This is a genomic window from Aristaeella hokkaidonensis, from assembly GCF_018128945.1.
Taxonomy (GTDB): domain Bacteria; phylum Bacillota; class Clostridia; order Christensenellales; family Aristaeellaceae; genus Aristaeella; species Aristaeella hokkaidonensis.
The window spans coordinates 394,686-416,921 of the sequence record NZ_CP068393.1 but is presented as its reverse complement, the minus strand read 5'-3'; the positions used below and the strand labels follow the sequence as shown (position 1 = coordinate 416,921).

At 45.2% G+C, this 22,236-nt stretch carries 29 protein-coding genes; 28 read left to right on the top strand and 1 reads right to left on the bottom strand.

Annotation, left to right across the window (positions count from 1 at the left end):
* The first annotated feature begins 19 nt into the window (after window positions 1–19).
* The 20 genes from JYE49_RS01870 (at window position 20) to JYE49_RS01775 (ending at window position 15,602) form a co-directional block, all read left to right on the top strand.
* Window positions 20–799, top strand: coding sequence for a sugar phosphate isomerase/epimerase family protein (locus JYE49_RS01870; protein WP_093955793.1), 780 nt, complete (start codon window positions 20–22; stop codon window positions 797–799).
* A gap of 46 nt (window positions 800–845) precedes the next feature.
* A complete protein-coding gene (locus JYE49_RS01865; protein WP_093955792.1) occupies window positions 846–1,556 on the top strand; it encodes a glutamine amidotransferase-related protein in 711 nt (236 codons plus the stop codon).
* 71 nt (window positions 1,557–1,627) lie between these two features.
* Window positions 1,628–2,038: an ASCH domain-containing protein gene (locus JYE49_RS01860; protein WP_283399271.1), complete on the top strand. Its 411-nt coding sequence runs from the start codon at window positions 1,628–1,630 to the stop codon at window positions 2,036–2,038.
* 95 nt (window positions 2,039–2,133) lie between these two features.
* Window positions 2,134–3,237, top strand: coding sequence for a GNAT family N-acetyltransferase (locus tag JYE49_RS01855; protein WP_093955791.1), 1,104 nt, complete (start codon window positions 2,134–2,136; stop codon window positions 3,235–3,237).
* Window positions 3,227–3,745, top strand: coding sequence for a nucleoside deaminase (locus tag JYE49_RS01850; protein WP_093955790.1), 519 nt, complete (start codon window positions 3,227–3,229; stop codon window positions 3,743–3,745). Before JYE49_RS01855 ends, JYE49_RS01850 begins: the two co-directional genes overlap by 11 nt.
* Before the next feature lie 24 nt (window positions 3,746–3,769).
* Window positions 3,770–4,225, top strand: coding sequence for a GNAT family N-acetyltransferase (locus tag JYE49_RS01845; RefSeq protein WP_093955789.1), 456 nt, complete (start codon window positions 3,770–3,772; stop codon window positions 4,223–4,225).
* Between the two features lie 49 nt (window positions 4,226–4,274).
* The gene (locus JYE49_RS01840; RefSeq protein ID WP_093955788.1) at window positions 4,275–5,015 is read left to right on the top strand and encodes an alpha/beta fold hydrolase; all 741 of its coding nucleotides are present in this window, start codon (window positions 4,275–4,277) and stop codon (window positions 5,013–5,015) included.
* A gap of 272 nt (window positions 5,016–5,287) precedes the next feature.
* Window positions 5,288–5,890 (top strand): nuclear transport factor 2 family protein, encoded by a 603-nt coding sequence (locus tag JYE49_RS01835; protein WP_093955787.1) that lies wholly within the window; start codon window positions 5,288–5,290, stop codon window positions 5,888–5,890.
* 330 nt (window positions 5,891–6,220) lie between these two features.
* The gene (locus JYE49_RS01830) at window positions 6,221–6,595 is read left to right on the top strand and encodes a hypothetical protein (protein WP_093955786.1); all 375 of its coding nucleotides are present in this window, start codon (window positions 6,221–6,223) and stop codon (window positions 6,593–6,595) included.
* Between the two features lie 48 nt (window positions 6,596–6,643).
* Complete coding sequence (locus JYE49_RS01825; RefSeq protein ID WP_093955785.1) at window positions 6,644–7,285, top strand: phosphotransferase family protein; 642 nt, start codon at window positions 6,644–6,646, stop codon at window positions 7,283–7,285.
* A 21-nt stretch (window positions 7,286–7,306) separates the two neighbouring features.
* Window positions 7,307–8,059, top strand: a complete 753-nt coding sequence (locus JYE49_RS01820; protein ID WP_093955784.1) for an AAC(3) family N-acetyltransferase — start codon at window positions 7,307–7,309, stop codon at window positions 8,057–8,059.
* Between the two features lie 195 nt (window positions 8,060–8,254).
* Window positions 8,255–9,304: a helix-turn-helix transcriptional regulator gene (locus JYE49_RS01815; RefSeq protein WP_093955783.1), complete on the top strand. Its 1,050-nt coding sequence runs from the start codon at window positions 8,255–8,257 to the stop codon at window positions 9,302–9,304.
* 109 nt (window positions 9,305–9,413) lie between these two features.
* Complete coding sequence (locus JYE49_RS01810) at window positions 9,414–9,950, top strand: hypothetical protein (protein WP_093955782.1); 537 nt, start codon at window positions 9,414–9,416, stop codon at window positions 9,948–9,950.
* A 55-nt stretch (window positions 9,951–10,005) separates the two neighbouring features.
* Window positions 10,006–10,617 carry an AAA family ATPase gene (locus JYE49_RS01805; RefSeq protein ID WP_179217150.1) on the top strand — a complete coding sequence of 204 codons (612 nt, stop codon included), beginning with the start codon at window positions 10,006–10,008 and terminating at the stop codon, window positions 10,615–10,617.
* A 12-nt stretch (window positions 10,618–10,629) separates the two neighbouring features.
* Window positions 10,630–11,610 (top strand): phosphotransferase family protein, encoded by a 981-nt coding sequence (locus tag JYE49_RS01800; RefSeq protein ID WP_093955780.1) that lies wholly within the window; start codon window positions 10,630–10,632, stop codon window positions 11,608–11,610.
* A gap of 55 nt (window positions 11,611–11,665) precedes the next feature.
* On the top strand, window positions 11,666–12,049 hold the full coding sequence (locus tag JYE49_RS01795; RefSeq protein WP_093955779.1) for a VOC family protein: 384 nt from the start codon (window positions 11,666–11,668) through the stop codon (window positions 12,047–12,049).
* A gap of 163 nt (window positions 12,050–12,212) precedes the next feature.
* Complete coding sequence (locus tag JYE49_RS01790) at window positions 12,213–13,004, top strand: nucleotidyltransferase domain-containing protein (protein ID WP_093955778.1); 792 nt, start codon at window positions 12,213–12,215, stop codon at window positions 13,002–13,004.
* A gap of 67 nt (window positions 13,005–13,071) precedes the next feature.
* Window positions 13,072–13,677: a hypothetical protein gene (locus JYE49_RS01785; RefSeq protein ID WP_093955777.1), complete on the top strand. Its 606-nt coding sequence runs from the start codon at window positions 13,072–13,074 to the stop codon at window positions 13,675–13,677.
* A 247-nt stretch (window positions 13,678–13,924) separates the two neighbouring features.
* Complete coding sequence (locus JYE49_RS01780; protein ID WP_179217148.1) at window positions 13,925–14,449, top strand: sigma-70 family RNA polymerase sigma factor; 525 nt, start codon at window positions 13,925–13,927, stop codon at window positions 14,447–14,449.
* Window positions 14,442–15,602, top strand: a complete 1,161-nt coding sequence (locus JYE49_RS01775; protein WP_093955775.1) for a DUF4179 domain-containing protein — start codon at window positions 14,442–14,444, stop codon at window positions 15,600–15,602. The genes JYE49_RS01780 and JYE49_RS01775 overlap by 8 nt, the downstream gene beginning before the upstream one ends.
* A gap of 230 nt (window positions 15,603–15,832) precedes the next feature.
* Here JYE49_RS01775 and JYE49_RS01770 read toward each other — a convergent pair whose 3' ends face one another.
* The gene (locus tag JYE49_RS01770; RefSeq protein ID WP_093955774.1) at window positions 15,833–16,042 is read right to left on the bottom strand and encodes a hypothetical protein; all 210 of its coding nucleotides are present in this window, start codon (window positions 16,040–16,042) and stop codon (window positions 15,833–15,835) included.
* A 171-nt stretch (window positions 16,043–16,213) separates the two neighbouring features.
* On the opposite strand from JYE49_RS01770, the gene JYE49_RS01765 reads away from it, so the two are divergent.
* The 8 genes from JYE49_RS01765 to JYE49_RS01730 all read left to right on the top strand — a co-directional run bounded on the left by JYE49_RS01765 (window position 16,214) and on the right by JYE49_RS01730 (window position 22,170).
* On the top strand, window positions 16,214–17,101 hold the full coding sequence (locus tag JYE49_RS01765) for a LysR substrate-binding domain-containing protein (RefSeq protein WP_093955773.1): 888 nt from the start codon (window positions 16,214–16,216) through the stop codon (window positions 17,099–17,101).
* Window positions 17,102–17,225: 124 nt separating this feature from the next.
* The gene (locus tag JYE49_RS01760; protein WP_093955772.1) at window positions 17,226–17,825 is read left to right on the top strand and encodes a YdcF family protein; all 600 of its coding nucleotides are present in this window, start codon (window positions 17,226–17,228) and stop codon (window positions 17,823–17,825) included.
* 27 nt (window positions 17,826–17,852) lie between these two features.
* On the top strand, window positions 17,853–18,515 hold the full coding sequence (locus JYE49_RS01755; RefSeq protein WP_283399270.1) for an HAD family hydrolase: 663 nt from the start codon (window positions 17,853–17,855) through the stop codon (window positions 18,513–18,515).
* Between the two features lie 144 nt (window positions 18,516–18,659).
* Window positions 18,660–18,977 carry a hypothetical protein gene (locus JYE49_RS01750; protein ID WP_143754420.1) on the top strand — a complete coding sequence of 106 codons (318 nt, stop codon included), beginning with the start codon at window positions 18,660–18,662 and terminating at the stop codon, window positions 18,975–18,977.
* Window positions 18,978–19,129: 152 nt separating this feature from the next.
* Window positions 19,130–20,185, top strand: a complete 1,056-nt coding sequence (locus JYE49_RS15190) for a DUF3795 domain-containing protein (protein ID WP_093955770.1) — start codon at window positions 19,130–19,132, stop codon at window positions 20,183–20,185.
* 86 nt (window positions 20,186–20,271) lie between these two features.
* Window positions 20,272–20,760 carry a P-loop nucleotide/nucleoside kinase family protein gene (locus JYE49_RS01740; RefSeq protein ID WP_093955769.1) on the top strand — a complete coding sequence of 163 codons (489 nt, stop codon included), beginning with the start codon at window positions 20,272–20,274 and terminating at the stop codon, window positions 20,758–20,760.
* Between the two features lie 55 nt (window positions 20,761–20,815).
* Complete coding sequence (locus tag JYE49_RS01735; protein WP_093955768.1) at window positions 20,816–21,370, top strand: radical SAM family protein; 555 nt, start codon at window positions 20,816–20,818, stop codon at window positions 21,368–21,370.
* A gap of 311 nt (window positions 21,371–21,681) precedes the next feature.
* Window positions 21,682–22,170, top strand: a complete 489-nt coding sequence (locus JYE49_RS01730; RefSeq protein ID WP_093955766.1) for a GNAT family N-acetyltransferase — start codon at window positions 21,682–21,684, stop codon at window positions 22,168–22,170.
* Window positions 22,171–22,236 lie beyond the last annotated feature (66 nt).

The following is a 22,236-nucleotide window of genomic DNA, read 5'->3' as shown; positions in this document are numbered from 1 at the left end:
GTGGGAAAGGTACAGTTCAATGACAGGAATTTATGACTGTTTCGGTTATGGAGCCGGGTATGATGTACCCTTTAGTGAAAGATACAAACTGATCAAAGCTGCCGGGTTCGACTGTGTAATGCTGTGGTGGAGCGACAAATTCGGTCGCGGCGAAGGCTATGAGAAAGACGCCGATCTGGCGCAGGATGCTGGCCTGCTTGTTGAGAATATGCACGCTCCCGTTCATGAGCAGAACGATCTGTCATCAGACAATCTGCAGGGAGAGCATCTGTTCAGCGATTATCTGAAATGTATCGATGACTGCCACAAGCATCATATTCCGACAGTTGTGATCCACCTGCCTGATGATACATCCCCGATCGACAGGCTCGGCAACGACAGGCTGGACAGAATCATTGACCATGCCGGAGAACTGGATGTTCAGATTGCGTTTGAAAATCTTCGCAATGTCCATAACCTGGTCGCCGTGCTTAACCGCGTAAAGTTTCCGCATATTGGTTATTGCTATGACAGTTGTCATCATATCAACTATGCAGCCGGTATAGACTTGCTGGCGTTATATGGAGACCGGCTCAAGGCACTGCATCTTCAGGATAACGGAGGACCCCGTAACCAGCATCGGCTGCCTTTTGACGGTAATATAGACTGGCTTTCAGTTACGGAAAAGCTGAGGAAAACAGGATACGCCAGCGCGATAACCCTGGAGCCGATGAACTGGGACTATACGCATCTGGGGATTTGGGATTTCCTGCAACTGGCCTGCGAAAGAGCCAAATGGCTGGAACAGCTTCTGTTGTGAATTTCATGATTCAAGTTCCCCATGAGCTTTTGTTTGGAGGCAGGGAGTGAAAAGAATAGCTGTTATAGGTGACTATAATCTAAATGAGGAAAGCCATCGCCTTATCATAGAGTCCATAAAGGATGCAGCGGCAGAAATCCAGGGCGAACTTGAAGCTCAATGGATAATGAGCGATACTTTGGATGTGTCTGTTGCTTATTTAAAACACTTTGACGGGTTTTGGTTTTCCCCGGGAAGTCCTTATAAGGATGTAAACAATGTTTTGTCGGCAATTCAATATGCAAGGGAGAATAAGGTGCCCGCATTGGGTACGTGTGCCGGTTTTCAGCATATGGTTATTGAGTTCGCACGTAATGTATTGGGTTTGCATCATGCAGACAGCGAAGAAAATGATCCGGAATGTACAGACACCGTGATTGAAAAACTGTCATGCACCTTAGTGAGGAAAAAGGAACAACTTGAGATACCTGATTCCAGTTCAATCCTCGCTCGAACAATAGACGGACAAAGATTCATCGGTGAATACCGCTGCAATTATGGGTTTAATGAAGCCTATCGCAATGCCTTTCAAAGCAGCAAAATGATTTCGTCTGTAGTTGAAACTGAAAATGGATATCTCAGGGGATTCGAATTAAAAGAACATCCGTTTTTTGTCGGAACGCTTTTTATTCCCCAATTGGATTTCAGGGGAAACGGACCTTACCGGATTATTAACTCATTCGTAAAGGCTGTTTTAGGCAGAAGCGCTTTCGTATGATACAATAGCATTCCCGGAACATGAATATGAATCATTTAAAACCGTCTGAACACACAAGGAAATCAGGTTGTTTGAAAAAGGTCTGTGTTGACAAGTATCACTTCAAAGTGGATAGAATGGGAAGAGATAAAATGACACACTATATGAACTTATGGGACGATTCTTTTCACTCCATCAAAGAGGGCTGGAAAACAATTGAAATGCGCCTTAATGACGAAAAAAGATCAATGATTAAGGTGGATGATATCATTGAGTTCACAAATACATCAAATCAGGAAAAGCTGTCCTGTAAAGTGATAAACATCTATAAGTATTCAGATTTCTCCGAACTATATGAGAACCATGACAAACAATCCATTGGATACAGGGAAAATGAAAAAGCGGATCCAGACGATATGCTCCTCTATTACACAAAAGAGCAGATCGAAAAGTACGGTGTTGTGGGTATCGAATTGACTAAATTGAACAAAAGCACAGATTAATATCTTCGGAGGAAAACCATGTCCGATAATCATGAACAGTATATGAAAAGATGCTGTAGTAATGCAGAAATGTTTAGAATAATAGGAGTTTCTGTATGTTGGAAAAAATAACATTCCCGGAACATGAATATGAGTCAGTTCAAAACTGGCTGAACAAACAGGGATATTGCTATACCACAAGGGTATTCAAAGAAGTTGGAAAATATAAAGTTGGAGAATCGTACCTGGCCCCCTGGGGTGATGTGCTCAGGATTGATGACGTTCAGATCTTCCGCAAAGTATCGGACCGTCCTTTCTACGATGAAATGAGTGACGCCGAAAAAGCTGAAATCCGCAAGTATTCTGAAGATATGGGTTTGCCCTATGAATTTATCAGGTTTTCCAGAAGCAAGATGAATTTACAGGACTGCTTTATGCTGGAGGACCTTTTCCCCAGGAGCTTTACCAATTACGAGGAACGGCCGTATGGAATCCTGTTTTACAACACACAAAATAAAGATTCCTATGATTCGAATCACGCGGTTATCTTCCGGGATAAAATCAGGAATCTGTCAGACACTTTAAAAGATATCCTTGCCTTCTATCAGGAAAAAGGACTGACTCCGATGATCTATCAGTCAGCACGCGATAACGGATATTTTACGGAAATAAAGGATGATCTGACCAAGGAAGGGTTCGATTCTTGGATTGAGGAACAGAAGTTTATGGTTCTGATGGCGGAGAATCGCATAACGCCGAATGAAGGCCTTGTTGTCCGGAATGTCCAAAGCTGGGATCCATCTTTTGAACAGGTTTTTATTGAGGCTGAAGAACCATGGGAAACAGAAGTGTTGAGAAAATCCCTGGATGATCCAAATACAGTCTTGTGGGTGGCTTACCTTGAAGATAAACCGATAGGCGTTCTGTACTGTCTTACTGACAGCAAAGTATGCCGCGGAAACTATGTATTGGTTTCAAAGCAGCATCGCAATGTAGGTGCCGGAAAAACTTTAACTTATCACTATGTGGAGTGGTGTAAAGTAAGCGGTATCCGGAAAGCCTTTCATTGGCCGGACGGAGAACGTCCGGAAAAAATATATCTGGAAGCCGGTTTCCGTCACGTGGAAACGGTATATGCAGGCAGGGCTGTATACAACCCCCAAAGGATGACTCATATTCAGGAACGGATTGTTATCAGGGAGGAATACCATGTCCGATAATCATGAACAGTATATGAAAAGATGCTATGAACTGGCCGTCAGTTCAGGAAAAAAGGGACACGATACCTTTGGTGCCGTGCTTGTTTATGATGGAAAAATCCTGGAGGAGGCGGAAAATACTGCCGACTTTGCCAAACGGATCTTCGGACATGCGGAATTCAATCTGGTACACAAATGCGCCAATAAGTATTCCGATGATATTCTGGAAAAGTCTGTTTTATATACCAGCTGTGCACCGTGCGAGAGATGTCTGGGAGCAATAGCCTCCCTTGGCGTTCATACGGTTGTGTGCGGTGTTTCGTATAAAGAGTTCTGTAAACTGCTGCCGTTTGATTATCAGGCGGTGGATCGTGAAGGACTTCTTAAGCAGCTGGGAATCCAGATGACGCTGAAAGAATCCGTACTCGAAGATGAAGGCATGCATGTGTTTGAATGGTGGGGCGGTGAATACCGTCCACTGGAAGAATTGATTGCTGAAATGGATGAAGTAAAAAAGAACAACCGGTAGATCTGTAGTTTGAGAGGTATATTGATGGACATTAAATTCAGGAAAGCTGAAGTAGCGGACGCAGAATTACTGATAGAGATTTATAATGCTGCGTTTTACAGCGATTATCTGAAATACGGCGAATGCCCCGCCTACGGAAGAACCAGGGAAATGATGGAGCAGTCCATCATTGATTATCCAAAGCATCTGATCATTTTTGACGGCAAGCCGGTCGGCTCTGTTTCATGCAAAAAGATAGATGACGGAACCTATAAAGTCGGATGTTTGTGTGTCATTCCGGAATTCCAGGGCAAAGGTATCGGGACAGCTGCCATGGAATTCGCAAAAGCATATTATAAGGACTGGAAGAGATTCACGCTGGTGACGCCGGTAGACAAAAGCGAAAATGTCCGGTTCTATACGGAAAAATGCGGCTTTGCTATCCAGTCTGTTGAAATGGACGGGAATGTGAAAGTATATCGTTTTATTTTGGAAAGATAGATCCCGGTATGCTTCAAAATAGTAAGGATAACAGGAGACGAATAATCATATGCCTTACGCAAAACTCAACGATCTGAATCTGTACTATGAGGAATTTGGCAGGGGCGAAACAGTATTGTTTCTGCACAGTCATTTCAGCCGGGGATTGCTGGCTTTCTCCGGACAGATCATTCCCTTCTCCGGGAAATATCGGTGCTTATTTCCTGATTTCCGCGGTCACGGACGAACCCTGTGTGATGATCTGACCTGGAACAGTCGAATGGTTGCAGACGATATGGCCATGTTCCTGGATAAGCTGGGAATCGACAAGGCGCATATCATTGGTTATAGCTGTGGTGCCTATGTAGGCTGCCACATGGCAGCAAAGTATCCGCATAAAGTTAAGAGCCTGGTTACCATCGGAGGAGCCGCTCATCCCCGGCCGGAAGGAGCAAACGACTTTTTGCCGGAGAATCTGCTTAAGAACGGTCACACGGATTTCATCGAGGACATGAAAGTCAGGCATTATGAGGCGCACCGGGGCGACTGGCAGACATACTTGCGAAACACCGTGGCTGACTGGCAGCAAAGCCCCCATCTGACGGATGCCGAGTGGAGGAGCATTACCTGCCCGGCGTTTTTCATCAACGGGGAGAACGATCCCTTTGGCACTTGTGAGGAATTGCAGGAAAAAGTTCCTTCAGCAAAGATTTACAAGGTAATCGGTGGCGGACATCGGCCGCACTTTGTTGGGGAGCAGATAGATGACATTAACGGCAGGATTCTGGACTTTTTATCTTCAGTGAATTGAAGCAGATAAAGCAACAAGGAGACAGAGTATTTTTTTCTCTGTCTCCTTGTTTATCTGTAAGTGAAGCGTCCTTCCCTATCCTGTTTTACTTTTAGCAGTCATACTGTTGGTATATTAAATACATATACTATCAATACCATAGGTGTCTTTCAATCGTAACTGTGCTGTTTTATAATACGGTCAATACCTTTGGCACCCTCAAATGATGAACATTCTGCTTCATTATATGATTGGCACAGACGGTAGCAATTATGAAAACGGAAGTGATATGAATGAAATACATTTCAGGCGGACTCTTTATACTCTTTTTCGTGATTCTGCTTTATCTCCTTATCCACATCTGGCTGGAAGGGCGGCGGGAACGAACCAACCCGCATGAAATCACCGGCGAAACGCTCCCCGAAGAACTGCGTGAAGCAGCCCTCCGTCCCCTGAAGTTTCTGAAAGCTTATTACGAAAAACGGGATCCCGAACAGGCAGACGCCTGCATGGATGAGACTATGCTGACAGACAATATGCTCATTCTGGGAACCAACCCGAATGAGATCTTCCATGGCCGGGAAGAAGCCCGGCACCTGCTCCAGGGTGACTGGCGCTATTGGGGGCAACTGACGCTTGATACAGAACAAACCGCACTTTTCCGGGCAGGCAGCGCTCTGTACTTTGTCTTGCGAGGAATAATCAGACTTGATCGTTTCATTTTTCGTCTTCCGATCAGGATTACAGGCACACTGGAAGAACAGGCCGGTATGTGGTATATCAGCAAACTCCAGTTCATCAACAACGTGAATTCAAACTATGTGGTTGGCTGCTGGATCGCTGTCCTGGTGATGATAATCAGTCTGCTGCTGTTCGGTCTTTCATGGTTGTTTTGATATGTCACCATCCCCTCTTTCTGTTATACTCTGAAGCTCTTTGAGCGTATGAAACAGTTCATGATTCAGAACGAATCCATCGAGCCTGAATGTATCAGCAATTACAATATGATCTTCCGGAAGCCGTTCCGTATTTTTCAGACATTCTGATAAGAGAAACACCCCCCCCGCAAACGTTGTAATGCCAAACGAACTCATGGAAGGAAACAAGCATATGCTCCTGGACGACTACAAAGGAAAATCTTGAATTATGTATCGATAGTTTTAAAAGAGGAATAGAATATACAGGAAAGATGAGTAAATAGATATAAAAGAGAGGATTTTATTATCATGCATATTTACATTGGCGCACTGCTGCTTGCAACAGTGATCATACTCAGCATTCTTCTTTTATACGGCCTTCCCCTTGGAGAACTGACAATGGGTGGAAGATATAAAGTCTGGCCTCGGAAGCTTAAGCCCGTTGCCGCAAGTCAGCTCGCGGTGCAGATATTTGCGCTTTATATCCTGCTCGCTGCGTCGGGAACCCTGCCCTGCTTTATCAGTGAAAATGTGACAAAGATCATTTGCTTTGTTTTCGCTGTTTTCTTTCTTGGCAATACGGTGATGAATTTCTTTTCGACCAGCAAAAAGGAAAAGTACATCATGACTCCTATGTCCGCGGTTTCATCAATCTGTTTTCTCCTCGCGGGTCTTGGCGTCTGAAGGTGTATTGTAACAATCGGCAATTGGCGTTTGGCGGTGATCTGAGGCATGAAACTGATAGCAAAAGGAAACACTGCAGAAATATACGAATATGGGAATAATCTGGTATGCAAATTGTTTTATTCCCACTATCCGGCGGAATATATTGAACATGAGTTCCGCAATACGGCGATGGCATGGACATTAGGAATAAGAACGCCCAGGGCTCATAAGCTTGTTATGGAAGGCGATCGGCAAGGGATTGTTTATGACCGGATTTCCGGAGAAATGCTTTCTCAGAAAATGGCCGGGCAAAGCGAACCTGTATGTAATATGTGGATGGATAGATTTGTCGGGTTTCATAAACAGTTATTGCAACACCGTGCAGATGAAGCCATCTCGTATAAAGACTTCCTGAAAGTGTTTGCTACAGATGCGGAAACGCTTGCTGAAATCAATGCTTTGGATGATGGTAATGCCTTTATTCATGGAGATTATCATCTTAACAATGTGATGGTCGATGAGCATGAAAATGTAGTGCTTATTGACATGATGAATGTATGCAGGGGTCCGGCATTGTATGACGTTGCAAGAACATACTTTTTATTGCATGATAATAGCAGAATCCAAAGTCAGTATCTGGCAAAATTGGGGTACTCTATAAAAGATATCAGGCCATATCTGGATGTGATTCAAATAATCCGGGATTAATCGGGTGCAGGAGGAAGGCTCATGGATAAAACCAATAGCGTGAGCAGGCAGCAATTGAAGGATGCGCTGATCAATCTGGGAGTGAACGCCGGCATGGTGCTGGAAGTTCACAGTTCACTCAGCAGCTTCGGCCATCTGGAAGGCGGAGCAATGACCCTGATCGATACGCTGAAAGAGATCGTAACGCCCGATGGGAGTATCTTTATGCCAGCCCTCCGGCTGAGTCCGAAATATGAGTTGACAGAAGAAGACCGCAAAATGGGCATGACTGTCAAAATCAAACTGCTTGATTCGGATACTCCCAGAACAGCGATGGGCATCATAGCAGATACATTTCGCCAGCTGCCTGATACATATGCAGGCAGGGATACGCTCAGTACCGCCGGTTGGGGAAAACATGGTGAGGAAGCCGCTCGGAGCGGCCTGAGCTATCCCATTCATAACGGCGGGAAAGCGCTTCTCTTTGGCGTGGATATCTACAAGCTCACAGCCATGCACTACATGGAGGACGCCACTCCCAAAGAAATTAACGATATGTTTGCTCCTACTGAAGAAATCCTGTCCGTCTACCCGCCAGACAAATGGATGACTGAAGCCGGGCATCCGCCGGTGAAAGCCTGGTATACAATACAGCAAATGGCCTATGACAGGGGGCTCATTCAGGAGACCCATATCGGACCATGCAAAGTCATGTTCTTCGATATCCTGGATGTTGTATCAATATACAGGGATGAGCTGCTTCGCGATCCATTTGGTTTATGGGGCCTGAAATGAATCAATACAGGCTGCTTCCCTTTTCAAATCCTTCATCCGGCAGAAATGCCGGTTTTTTTCATCGTCCCGACTGTTTTTCATCCGTTACACATACCAGTGGTAGAGTAATTGATCGTAAAATTATAATGCCCGTATCTTTAAAGCGCCGCGGTATCACTGTATAATATTTAGATAATACTTGAAGGGAGCCGGGAAATGGAAACCAGGATTGCAGAAAACATCCGGGCATATCGGAAGCAGCGCGGGCTGACCCAGGAGCAGCTGGCTGAAGTGCTGGGAGTGTCGGCGGGGGCGGTTTATAAATGGGAATCAAAATCGTCTCTGCCGGAACTGAAGCTCATCATGGAAATGGCGGATTTCTTTGACGTTTCCGTGGACATGCTGCTGGGATATCAGATGAAGGACAATCGGCTTGGTGCCACTGTCGACCGGCTGTGGGAGGCAAGCAACAACCGGGATTATGATATGCTTTCGGAGGCGGAAAAAGCGATCCGGAAATACCCACATTCCTTTGATGTAGTCTTTGCAGGCGCGCACCTTTACTACACCTTCGGTGCAGAGACAAAAAAGGAACCCTGGCTTCATCGGGCCATTGAACTGCTGCAGAAATCGAAGCTGCTGGTGTCTCAATGTACGGATCCCCGGGTGAACGAATCCACGATCGGCGGTATGATGGCTGAGATGCATGAGATGCTGGGCGAGACGGACAAAGCGCTGGAACTGCTGAAAGCGAACAACGCCGGTGCCATCTTTAATGATTTGATCGGAATCGAGTTGCTTTCCCATGGAGGAGATCGGGAGGAAGCGAATGATTATCTGGAAGATGGATTCCTGCGGACGATCAGCTCGCTTATCCAGGTTGTGGTCGGCTATGCAATGCTCTTTAACGCTCAGTGTGACAATGAATCTGGCATGGAAATGATGCAATGGATCATTCCCTTTTTGGAAGGTCTGAAAAAAACAAAGGAACCTGGATTCCTTGATAAAATGATCGTTGTTTTCTATTCCTTCCTGGCGATCTTTCAGTATAATTCCGGGAAGCGGAAGGAAGCGGTAGAGTCCATTAAGAGAGCAACGTCCCTTGCCCGTGACTTTGACGCCGCACCGAACTATGCAGCGAACATGGTAAAATACGTGCGCGATTCAGAAAGGACCAATGCGCATGATCTTTTCGGGATAACAGCCATGGACGAGGTGAAAAAGTTCCTGCAGAACGCCGATCCGGAATTACGGGATCTCTTGTAACAATAGGTTTAGTGTGATTTTTTGAGTTGTATGGCGATCAACAAATTGCAATTTGCAGAGCTGATGCTTTAGCCCGGAAACTTGTTGTTTGGCTGTTTAGGAGAAAAGTATGTTTTTATATCATTTTTATGATGCCAGGTCAGGTCCGTTTAAAAGTCTGACTTCTATATCTCAGGATGAAGCCAGAGAAGTTATTGAGAGGATAAAAGCAGAACGCCCTAAGTCTCAATGCGCATCCAGACATGATAAATACGTGCAATATCGACATAATTGCGAGCGAATGTTTCGGGATGCATTTGCAAAAAAAGGCGGAATAATGGAGATAGATTCGCCTCACTATATGGTTCTGGAATTCAGTCCATGGTTATCAACATGGTTTGAAGAGTGTAGATATATAAAAATTCCGGTAGAGGAATTTGACCTGCGGACAGTGTCATTTACTTATGGTGACTCAATGCCTACATTTAGTGATAGTGTATATGACGGCAAAGAGTACAGGAAAAAAGTCTATATGTATGATGAAATTCTGGAAATAATAAAGAAATATGGCATGCCGCAGGACTGGAATGATGATGGAAAGTATGGACCGGAAAGGTATATAGAAGCTCATATATGGAGCGATAAGGTAATACAGAAATACATATGATCTTCCTCTCGGGCAAAAAACAGGACAAATTATTACTACTGAGGAGTTGTACGAAGTGAATAGGAATGTGTTCTTCATACTGGGCTGCCCTTGTGCGGGAAAGACGACAGTTGCAAAACTATTGGCTGAAAGAAATAATATGTATTATTTTAGTGGAGATGACAGAAGATTTGAATATTATAAGCATGCTGACAAAGCAAAGCATCAATATATGACAATGGATGCATCTTCCTTTTGGGACTGGTCATTAAGTGAAATGGTAGCTTGGGAAAAAGGTGTTGTATCGGAGCAGACGCCGTTGATCATTGAAGATCTGAACAGACTTTCGCAAGAACATGATCTTGTGCTGTTTGAAGGAATGATAGATATAAGCTATCTGTTATTAGTGGCAGATCGTGATCATATAGTTTATCTTACCGTAGATCGGGATATGTGTGAGAAGGATTTCTTTGGGCGAGGCGATCATAATGGAATGCTGACGGCCATAATGAATACAGAAGGCATTTCTGATGAAGAAAAAAAGCGAAGGGTCGAAATAAGAAGAGCCGCAGCTATAACCGCATTTTATGAAGATGCTCAGGAGTTTGATCTTCAGAGTTTTTCAAGAAAAGATATAGGTTCCCCTGTAGAAATGGCAATCAAAATTGAGCGATTTTTCAATATATGAGGAAGTGATAAGATGATCATCAGTAAAACAAAGTATGAAGCTTCGGAAGCAGAGATTAAAGCATTGTTCTCCTTTCACAAAATGGGAAATATACTTGATATAGCCGTCCTGGGAAATGGAGAATTCAATGCGGCATACAAGGTAACCTGTGATAGCGGTGTTACCTCTGTGTTAAAGATTGCTCCCCCAGCGGACGCAAAAGTCCTCAGTTATGAAAAAAACATGATGGAATCAGAAGTCTTCTGGTATTCCCGGATGCATGAAAAGACAGACATCCTCTGCCCTGAAATCTATGCGTCTGATTTTTCAAAAAGAATCATAAAAAGTAACTGTTTTATCATGGAGATGATGCCTGGAAAGCCGTCGTGGGAGATGGGCTTCTCCGATCAGGAATATGAAGCGGTTCAAAAGCAGAAAATCTGCATGCTTACTAAAATACACAGGATTGAAAATGACGGATACGGCTATATCCAGACCGGACTTATGCCTTCATGGTATGAAGCCCTGAAAAACATGGCACTCATGCTGGTCGCTGACTGCAAAAGTCTTGGTCACGACACCCCCGATGGAGAGCAGTTTGTAAGATTCATCGATAAATATGAAAAGCTGCTCCGCGCAGCGCCTTGCAGGATGGTAAACTTTGACCTGTGGGACAGCAATATCCTCTGCAATGAGGAGACAGGTAAAATATGCTGGATCGATCCGGAGCGTGGATTCTGGGGGGATCCGGTTGCTGATTTTGTAGCACTTGGTCCCGGGCCCAAAGCGCCCCTTTCGGCCAAGCAGAAAGAACTGGATATTTATAACGAGATGGCTCAGGATAAAATCCTTCTGACGGAGGAAACAGAGATCAGGTACGCTCTTGCGGTTTGCTATCTTGCGCTGATTGAAGAAGTGGAAAAATACGTCCGGTACGAACCGGATAATCCCACTTACATCAGAAACGCAATTGACTCAAAAGAAATGTTTGAAATGGCATTTAAGCTTCTTTGACGGATCTTGTATCACGAAATAACGAATAAAAGACAGTCTGTGGAAGGAGACTCAGATGAGAATTGATCATGCAGCAATATTTGTTGCCGACCTGGAAAAGGCCCGGGATTTCTTTCTGAAGTATTTCAGCGGAACTTCCAATAACGGATACCATAATGAAAAAACCGGATTCCGCTCATATTTTATCTCTTTCGATGATGGTTCCAGGCTTGAAATCATGAATAAGCCCGGCATGGCGGATCCCAAAAAGGAACCGGACCGGTCGGGATATTCCCATATTGCTTTTTCTGTGGGAAGTAAAGAAAAGGTTAATGAACTGACTGCTCAGATGAAAGCCGATGGCTATGAGATTGTCAGTGGGCCCAGGACAACAGGCGATGGCTATTATGAGTCCTGTATTGTGGCTGTCGAGGACAATCTGATTGAACTGACTGTTTAAGTTTGGGAATTGATTAGCTGTAAGCAAATCAGGACTGGTTCCCCAATTGTGGAAGTCAGAATGATAAAACAATAACACTTATGCAGAACTTGTTGTGACAAGACAAACCTTTAAAGTGAATCGATTGTTGATAAATCGAGTATTTATGAAAGGAATCGAAGCAATGTGTATGGTTTTCAGCGTGCAGGACAGGCAGAACGCCTTTGATTATATCCTTTCAGTTGCCAGTCAGTGCGACAAAATAGTCTCGCTGGTCCAGGTAGGATCCGGTGCAAACGGGTTTCATGACGAACGTTCGGACCTGGATTTTGTGATTGCGCTGGATTCTGGCGAATCCATGTCTGAAGTCATGGAATATATGCGCCGTGAGATCTCCACGAAATATGAACTGGCATTTTTCAAGCAGGATGAATCCAGGCATCTCCAGAATTACCTCTTATCCGATCTTCTGGAAATTGACATCGGATACGGCACGTATGAACACGCAGCGGCATGGAAACCGGCCTTCAAGGTCCTGTTTGACCATTCCGGCACTGTGGAGGAAAAAATGGTGCAGTCGCTGGAGTGGATGGATGACAGGATTTACGGTGATAAGCAGAAGAAGGATATGGAACAAGCACGTAATGTCGTCTGGTTTTTCCTGATGCATGCCGCTGTTGCGATTCGCCGCGGGAACTGTTTCCGGGCTATTGGGGAAATGGATGCAGCCAGGGCGCTGTATATTGATCTGCTGGGCGACCGTTACAGGTTGGAGAGCGGACGGAACCGCGAAATCGACAGATTGCCGGAAACTGAAAAAGCAGCGATTCGGAGTACTTATGTCACCAGGGAAAGCCCGTCGGAATTATGGAAAAGGCTTATCAACCTGACGGCATTGGTATATAAAGAACTCGAAGGATATGAAGTCCCTGTCACGCAGGAAATGCTGTATGAATATTATAAAGATCTTAAATAAATGCTGCGAAATGATGGTTGTGGCAGCACATCGACTTTGATTTTTCTGACAAAGCAGGCAACTGCAGATGAATCTGAACAAAACAGTACCGAAGATCGGGGCGGCCATTGTTGCCGTTACCGTTTTCCTTTTTGCTGTGTGCCTGATCATAAACTTTACCTTTGGCTCATACCTTGTCTGCATGTTCTTGCCGATAGGCTATATCATGATGGCTGCGGGCTTTCATCACGAAAGTGCCGATGACCGGAAAGCCGTCTCCATGATCGGTATGTTGTTTTCTGCCGTCTATGCCGTGCTGATCTTCCTGGTATACTTTGCCCAGACAACCAGTGTGCAGCTTGGCGTGTTAAGCGAGGACGCGCTGCGCATCCTGGACTTCAGGCGGGGCGGTCTGCTTTTCAATTATGATCTTCTGGGGTATGGCATGATGGCCCTCTCCACTTTCTTTATCGGATTGTCATTACAGGCAGGCAGCAAGGAAGAAAAATGGCTCAAATACCTGATGATGATCCATGGGGTCTTCTTTATCGGTTGCTTTATCATGCCGATGACAGGAATAATCACCGGCATGGCGAACGGAGAAACCAGCAATGGCAGAGTGATTGCCCTGGTATGCTGGTGCGCTTATTTTCTCCCCATCGGGGTTCTGGCATACAGGCACTTCGGCAAATAATTCCGGAAATTCTGACTGGAGACAGGGAGCACTTCCCTGTCTCTTTCTATATCTGCATCTTTCCGGCTGTTATGATGTCATAATCAAAAAACACATAACAATCATCAGCGTCGGAAGCATTGTGTGATTTACGATCGTTTCTTTAGTGATCCGTAAAGGTATCTGGTGGACATAATTGGATTTCTTTCACACATACGATATTTTTCTTCTCTCATTTGTCTGAATGTATGTAGGAGGTGATTATCACGTGAGCAATGTTGTGGGCCCAGACACTGCTCCGGATCGAAATCTGAAGTTTGAAAAGCTTGTGGACCAGTATCAGAAACCGGTGCTTCATATGTGTTATCTCTATCTTTGTGACAAGACACTGGCGGAAGATGCCGTACAGGATACCTTCCTGAAGGTATATCAGAACCTGGACACGTATCGGCATGAGAGCAGCGAGAAAACATGGATTATGAGGATTGCCATTAATACTTGCTACAACATCAACCACTCAGGTTGGTTTCGCTTCTTTAACCACGGGGTTACTCCGGAAATGATGCCGGATGAAGCAGTTCAAACAGATGAAGACGATGAAGAGTTAACGATAGCCATTACGAAACTTCCGATCAAACTGCGTGAAGTGATCCTTCTGCATTATTATCAGGGATTGAAAGTCAATGAGGTAGCTGATGCCTTAGGCATAGCCCAGTCTTCTGTATCAGGTCGATTGAAACGGGGACGCGAGAGGCTTAAGTGCCTGCTGGAAGGGAGGGAGCTGGATGAATAAGAAGATATCGGCTGATGAATTCTATAACTCCGTCGAACGTCAGCTTTCCGGCCTGAAACCCGACCCTTGGCTTGCCCAGCGCATCATGGCTTCCGGCGAGGAGGAAAAGCCTGTGAAAAAAATATCTGCAACATTCATTATTGTTATCGCTGTTCTGTGTCTCAGCATTACAGCTTTTGCCGCAAGCATTCTGCTTGGCTGGACGGATTTCTACAGCTTTGAAATTCCAAAAACAGCCCAGGAAATCCTGAAGGCAACCGAACACAAAGATTATCAGGTCGGCCCTGTCACATTCACTGTGAATGAACTTATGACTGACGGACACATCGCTCTTTGTTCAGCCACCTCTCACATGACCGACGGCAGCACCGCTGTCATCAGCGAGGAAATATTTGATGCTGTAGGCGCCAACGGTGAAAACGGCAAAGCTCTGGCTGATAAATGGGGATTGCCCTCTGATACCCGCTGGCTGGATGCGGCGCATATCCTGAACCTTCCCTTCTATCGGATCAGTATATCCATGTATGTGCCGGAAGAATACCAGGATGGCGAAGATATGGGAGACGCTCTTTGGGATGAAAACGGCTACTGTGTATCCTATTACATGGCATCGCTGAACAGTCTGAAAGTTGGGGATACCCTGCCTGTAAAGCTCCATTTCATCGTGACACAGTATGATCCACAAAGTGTCGAACCCAGGAGTGTAATGGAGGAAGTTGTGGATCATCCGAAGGAATTAAACTGCTGGGAAGACACCTTCGAAATCACCTTACCCGTACATGCCCCGATTGCTGAAAAGACTTATCTGCCTGAAACGCCTTTTGATTTTGAAAACGGTCTAACGCTGAATTCGGTAACTGCCCAACTGACCGTGGCAGGAGCATATGTTACAGGACATTTCACACTGCGGGATGGTTATCGATTCGAAGATGCCTATTTCTCCAATGAGATTGAATTCCAGGATCGGGACGGAAACGAGATCGAATGGGGCATGGCGGAAAGCGGTATCCTTAATTATGATCAGCTGCCGCAAGTGGAATGGGGCGCCATGCTGAACCTGGAAACACTGCCGGACGATCTGGGTGTCCGCATTGGAGAGTCCGCGGTGCATGTTTATTCAGATACCTATACAGAACCTGCTGATAATGGATAAGTTTTCTGTCCCAAGTCTGCTGACTCAATGAGTCAGCAGACTTCTTCATTTCATGGCATTATTAACCGCACGACATTTATAAAGCTTTCTTTAATCCGTCTGCACCAGCCCGAGACTGGCCGGTGCTTTTATGATACATGGCAGATGAAACCATGCCGGATTCCGTTGTGCTGAATTAAAACAGGACCGGGTAAAATCCCGGTCCTGTTAATGAATGGTGGCAAACGCCGTCATGCATCCTGCTTGTTGCTGCGGGTACGGAAGAAGGCGCCGACAGCCAGGATTAGTCCCAATACGCAGACAGTGGCGATATGGCCGGGCCTGTTGAAGATCTGCGTAAAAGCAGCAAAGCTGAAGCGGGCAGCAAGCAGATCGAGCAGACCAATCAGCGCAGCGATACCGAAGAAATTTATAACAGCAATTTCAAGATTCTTTTTCATATTTATTTCCTCCTCATTTATGTGAATCTCTCAGGAAGAGCAGCGATACATTTGGGATGACCGCAGGGCCGGCGGATCCCGCGAACCTGTCGCTCTCTTCGTATGGCATTATAACGAAGAGTGATATATCTGTAAAATATTGTTTTTGGTTCTTATCCATAGTATATTTATATGGATGAATTCAGGAGGTACAATAAAATGGAGATCCGGCAGCTGCGCATGTTCCGGGAAGTGGTTGATGCAGGAAGTATCAGTGAAGCGGCAAGGCGAATGAATCTGTCCCAGCCGCCATTGAGCTACCATATGAAAATGCTGGAACAGGAGCTTGGTGTGACGCTCTTTCTTCGGGGAAAGAAGAATATCGAACTGACATCCGCCGGAAAACTGTTATATGAGCGGGCCCAAACTATGCTGTCACTGGAAAGAGCTGTCTCCAGGGAGGTATCAAAAGAGGGAAAGAAAAAAACGCTGCGTATCGGCGTGACGCCTTCAACATCCATTCTTTTGAATCCCGTTCTGACGAGGCTTCATGAAGAAGATGAGAATCTGGTTTTTGAAATATCCGATGCCACTTCATTCAGGCTGCGGGAAAGACTGGAGAAGGGAATGTTGGATTGTGCGTTATTGCGAAGTCCCCTCCGGCTGGACGGATTGGATGTTCACCCGCTCCGGAAGGAATCATTTATTGCGGTCGGCAACATCGATGATTTCTGTGTTAAAGGAGATATCACGCTCGGTGAATTGGCAGATTACCCGCTGATCATCTATCGAAGGTATGAACCCTTTCTGCACAACACTTTCAACAATCAGGGCATATTGCCTTCCATCCAGGCCGTTTGTGACGATGCCAGGACAGCGTTGTCTATGGCGCAGTCCGGAATCGGTCTTGCGCTTCTTCCCCATTCCATGGTCCAGGTTATCCGGGATATATGGTATCGAACCGTTGCTGAAAACAGTTTGGAAACAGAAATCTTGTTTGTCTGCCGGAAGCAGTCTCAATCCAATCCTTTGATAGGTCAGCTGCTTAATCTGCTGGTGGAAACCATACAGGATTCATAACTCTGCCCGCATAGTCTTCCCTCTCTGAAACAGATGCTTTAGTATGATTGCTTCATACGTATAAAGGCAAACTCACTATTGTTTTATCAGTTGAGGCAAATCAGGATTTGTCGAAAGGAATAATATGCAGAGCCGAATCATAACGGATATTTCCAAATACATCTTTGTTGATGATGAATTACAAAAAGTTGACGCCATCTTTCTTCCCGGAGGCTCACACCCTGAGCAGCCGGAATATGCTGCGTTGCTTTATCGGGAAGGCTATGCTAAATGGATAATCCCTTCCAGTGGAGTCAGTGTTAAACGGGACAAATGGCCCGGCGTTCGTTCAAAAGCAGAGATCTACGACGGCGACTATCATTCTGATTGCGAGTTCTTCACAGATGTTTTACTCAAAAATGGAGTGCCGGCTTCTGCTGTCATCGGTGAGAACAAATCCGGACACACACGCGATAATGCCTTCCTCTCCCGGGTAGTCATTGATGAGAAAGGCCTGGAAGTCAAAACCGCCATGATTGTTTGCAAGGCATTTCACGCACGACGTTGCTTAATGCTCTATCAAATGGCTTTCCCTGACGTATCCTTTATCGTGCGGCCGGTTCACTGCTATAATATTACTAAGGACAATTGGTATACCACCGAGGAAGGAATAGATCGTGTTCTTGGAGAACTTACCCGCTGTGGAAATCAGTTCGTTGTGGATATAAAGAATTATCTGAAATGACAAATCCCATTTGCCGGAGAAGCGGTCATGTTCACACAGCTGCAGGCAGAAAAAACAAGATCGGTGGAGGAGTACATGGACGGCGTCAAATGGCTGTTTTTTGATATTGGCTCCACTTTGGTAGACGAAACCAAAGTATATGATGACATCTTTCAAAAAATAGCTGTAGCAGGTGGTGTGTCTGTAGAAGAAGTCAAAACCCGGGCGATCGGGTTTTACAAGCAGAACAAAAGAGGCCACAGGGAGGTGATCCGTCTTCTCGGCGTAGATTATCCCGAATGGTCTCCCCTGTATGAGGAATTGTATCCTGACACCATGGAGTGCCTCCGTATTCTAAAGAAAAAGTATAAGCTAGGAATCATCGCAAATCAGATCCCCGGAGCGGAAAAAAGGCTGGAAGAAATGGGGATTCGCCGGTATTTTGATGTGATTGTCTCATCGGCTGAGGAAGGTGTCGCAAAACCGGATCCCCGGATCTTCAACATCGCCTTGATCAGGGCCGGCTGCACGCCGGAACAGGCCGTCATGATCGGAGACCGTATTGACAATGATATTGTCCCGGCAAAGCAGATGGGAATGAAAACGGTCTGGATCAGGCAAGGAGTCGGAAGGTACTGGAATATTCAGGGAGATTGTGAGACCCCCGGATATGAAGTGAATAACTTGTCAGAGTTGCTGTCCATATTCTGAAGAGTTTTGGGCAAATGCCGGCTTGTCTGGACATTTATTGGAGGGAAATCTCGGAAGATTATTGATCATGTTAACTCTATTGGAGAATCAATAATGAAAAGCATCCTTAGTCTGATCACAGGCAGAAAGAATGATACAGAAGTTATGACATACACAAAAAAGATTGTTTGTAACAGCTGCAAATCAGAATATGTAATCCCGATCAGCGCCAATTTCATGTACTTTTGTCCCAAATGCAGGGACTTCATCGGATTTGAGTGTGAATATGGTTTTGCGGCCATTACCCCATGTGAGATTTACCTGGGAGAAAAACATATCGGACGGCTTCTTGGTGGAGGCGGTTATCCTTATCGTCTCGAAAGCCACTCATTCCATATAAAAACAACGCTTACCAAAGGATACGAGAAATGCGCTGTGTATGAGGAAGCAAAAGAGATCATCAAAGGGAAACTACAGAAATAATAGTGATATTTCTATGATTATCCCAGCCTTATCATAGCGCTGTAGTCTTTGATAGTCCTGACCATGAAGAACGATTTACCTGGAATACTGGATCTCTATCAGTTTGAGTATCTGCCGTATAACAGAATCATTATGAAACGGAGAGGTATCAGATGAATAAGGACTGGGCTGAAAAGAACAAAAGAATGCAGTCTTTGATCGGAAAAGAAGCAAGTTTCCGGGAAGGACTGGACGTCCTGTTTGAATTAAGAGATGAACTGTTCGGGCAGATCTCATCCATTGTGAAGACATTTCCGGCGGAAGCGTTTTACCAGATGCCGTTTGCCGGGGCTGAAGGATATCACAGCAAGACTCTGGCTTATTCCATGTGGCACATCTTCCGGATCGAGGATATTGTCGCCCATACATTGATCGCTCAGGATGACCAGGTCCTGTTTACAGACGGCTGGCTGAAAAAAACAAAGAGTCCGCTCATTACTACCGGCAATGAACTGAAAGGCGCGGAAATTGCGCACTTTTCAGAGCAGCTTGATGTGAAAGCGGTATTTGAATACTGCAGGGCTGTTATGGAATCGACAAATGGATTGCTGGGAAAACTGGAATACAAGGATCTGAAGCGGAAGTTCTCCGATGCGGATCGGGAAAGGCTGATCGGCAGCCGTTGTGTCAGCAATGACGAGGATGCCTTCTGGCTGATCGATTACTGGTGCGGCAAAGATATTCGCGGGTTGATTCAGATGCCCTTCAGCCGACACTGGATCATGCATATTGAGGCAATGTGCCGCATCAAAAACAAGCTGTGCCAGAAGGCCAGAAAGGGTGTGGATCCCATTGCGTACTGCGGCCTGTCCTGCAATCACTGTTTTCTGAAGGACTGGTGCGGAGGATGCAGGACGGCATATAATACCTGCTCCTACGCGACCTGTTCTCCTGACGGCGTATGCCCAAACACTGCCTGCTGCAGGGAGAAAGGCCTGGACGGATGCTGGGGATGTGAGGAACTGTCCGGCTGCCGGAAGGGATTCTATGCGGAGAAAGATATAAACGCCATAAAAGCCATGGCTTTGTTTATCCGGAAGCATGGCAAAACAGAACTGGCTGCGGTTCTTGACAGGCTGCACCAGCAAAACGATTTCCAAAAGATTCAGGAGGTCCTTGGAGAAAACCTGGAACAGGGTTTGGAAATACTGGAACAAAACAGGAAATGACGCAGGACACAGGGAACGGTTCTCTGTCTCCTTTTGATGAGATTTCTGAGGAACCATTTTGACTTTATTGATTATGGAGAGACTATATGGGAAAAGTATATTTGATATGCGGAAAAATATGCAGTGGTAAATCATACTATGCAAAATCACTTAAAGAGAAATACAATGCGGTCATTCTATCTACAGATGAGGTTACTTATGATTTGATTAATAATGAGCAAGGAGAATTTTATAATATATTTGCTCAGCGTGTGAATAATTATCTGAAAAAGAAAGCTGTGGAAATTTGTAAAGCAGGTGCTAATGTAATATTGGATTGGGGATTCTGGACAAAAGAAAACAGGGCAGATATTTCAGCATACTTAAAATCATATGATATAAGCTTTGAATGGCATTATATTGATATCGATGATGATACCTGGAATCGAAATATAGAAGAGCGCAATAAAAGAATCGAAGAAGGAAATGGCGGTTCAGACTTTTATATGGATGAAGGTTTGCTGAATAAGCTGCTTTCAATGTTTGAAACACCTGATAAAGCCGAGATAGATGTATGGTATGAATTGAATCGCTGAATTCCTGTTTTATGGATTAAATAACCAAATCGGTATTTGGGGAGTAAAACGCATAATGAATCCATATATAAAGAACCTGGAAAAAATCGAATTTGTTGTGACAATGGCGTGCACAGGAAAATGCAGGCACTGCTCGGAAGGCAATCATGACGGCTTTACGGAACATATCGACAAAACGGTCGCTGCAGAAGCCGTACGAAAGATCTGTTCGTCTTACGAGATTTCGACGGTGATGACGTTTGGCGGAGAACCGTTGCTTTATCCCGATACAGTCTGCGCAATCCACAAAACCGCAGCAAGTCTGGGAGTCGCTAAAAGGCAGGTAATCACAAACGGTTTTTTCTCAAAGAATAAAGACAAGATCAAAACTGTCGCGTTGAGTTTGGCCGACAGCGGAGTCAATGCTCTGCTGTTGTCCGTTGACGCGTTTCATCAGGAAACCATTCCTCTCGATACGGTTATGTTTTTTGCCGAATGCGCCGTTGATTCCGGTATTCCGATCAAGCTCCAGCCCGCGTGGTTGGTAAGCCCCGGAGATCAAAATCCCTACAATGAAAAAACAAAGGAGATCATCCGGGCATTCGACCCTCTGCATATCCCGCTGAATTAGGGGAATGTGATCTTTCCGTCAGGGAACGCGCTCAAATATCTTCGGGAATACTTTGATGATAACGCCGCGCCTGTTTCTCCCTATGAGGAAGATCCGAAGAATATCAAAACAATATCCTTCGACGCAAACGGTGATGTCCTGAACGGAAACGTTTATGAAACAGATATTCTTGAAATCATCAGAACATACCGTCCATAAACCATTGCCAGGAACCCTGCAAATTCCTGTTTGCACGAATATATGTTGGAGAGATAACTTAAAAGATTACTGCAAAAGAACCGTTTTCCTATTGAACGGTTCAAACAGAAGATATGATGAACGTAGAATTTATCCCGGCAAAAGCCAGTGATGCGGCAGCCATCAGTACGCTTCGGCAGAGGATTTGGGATACGACGTATCGGGGCATTTATCCGGATGCGGTCATTGATGATTTCGACTATGACTGGCATCAACAGCGCGATCTGAAAAAGATTTCAAATCCATCCTTCACGGTATATCTGATTAAATACGGTGACGCTGATATCGGATATTTCATTTTTCAGCATGCTGGCTCCGGGATATGGCTGCGTTCCCTGTATGTGCTGCGAGAGTATCAACACAAAGGGATTGGAAAACAGGCCTTCGCCATTTTGAAGGATTACTGTCAGGAAAAAGGGATCAACCGTTTTGCCTGCGACTGTAGTCCTCACAATGAGAATGCCATGCAGTTCTATCAGCGAATGGGCGGCGTGGTAACAAAAACCGACACCGGGCACGAAAACAAGCAGGAAGACGGTGTCATATTTGAGTTTAATTTATAGGAGACAGGGGACGTTATTTTTCTTCTTCCCGCCAATAAAACCGGGCCCGCTGCTGTGCGCAGCGGG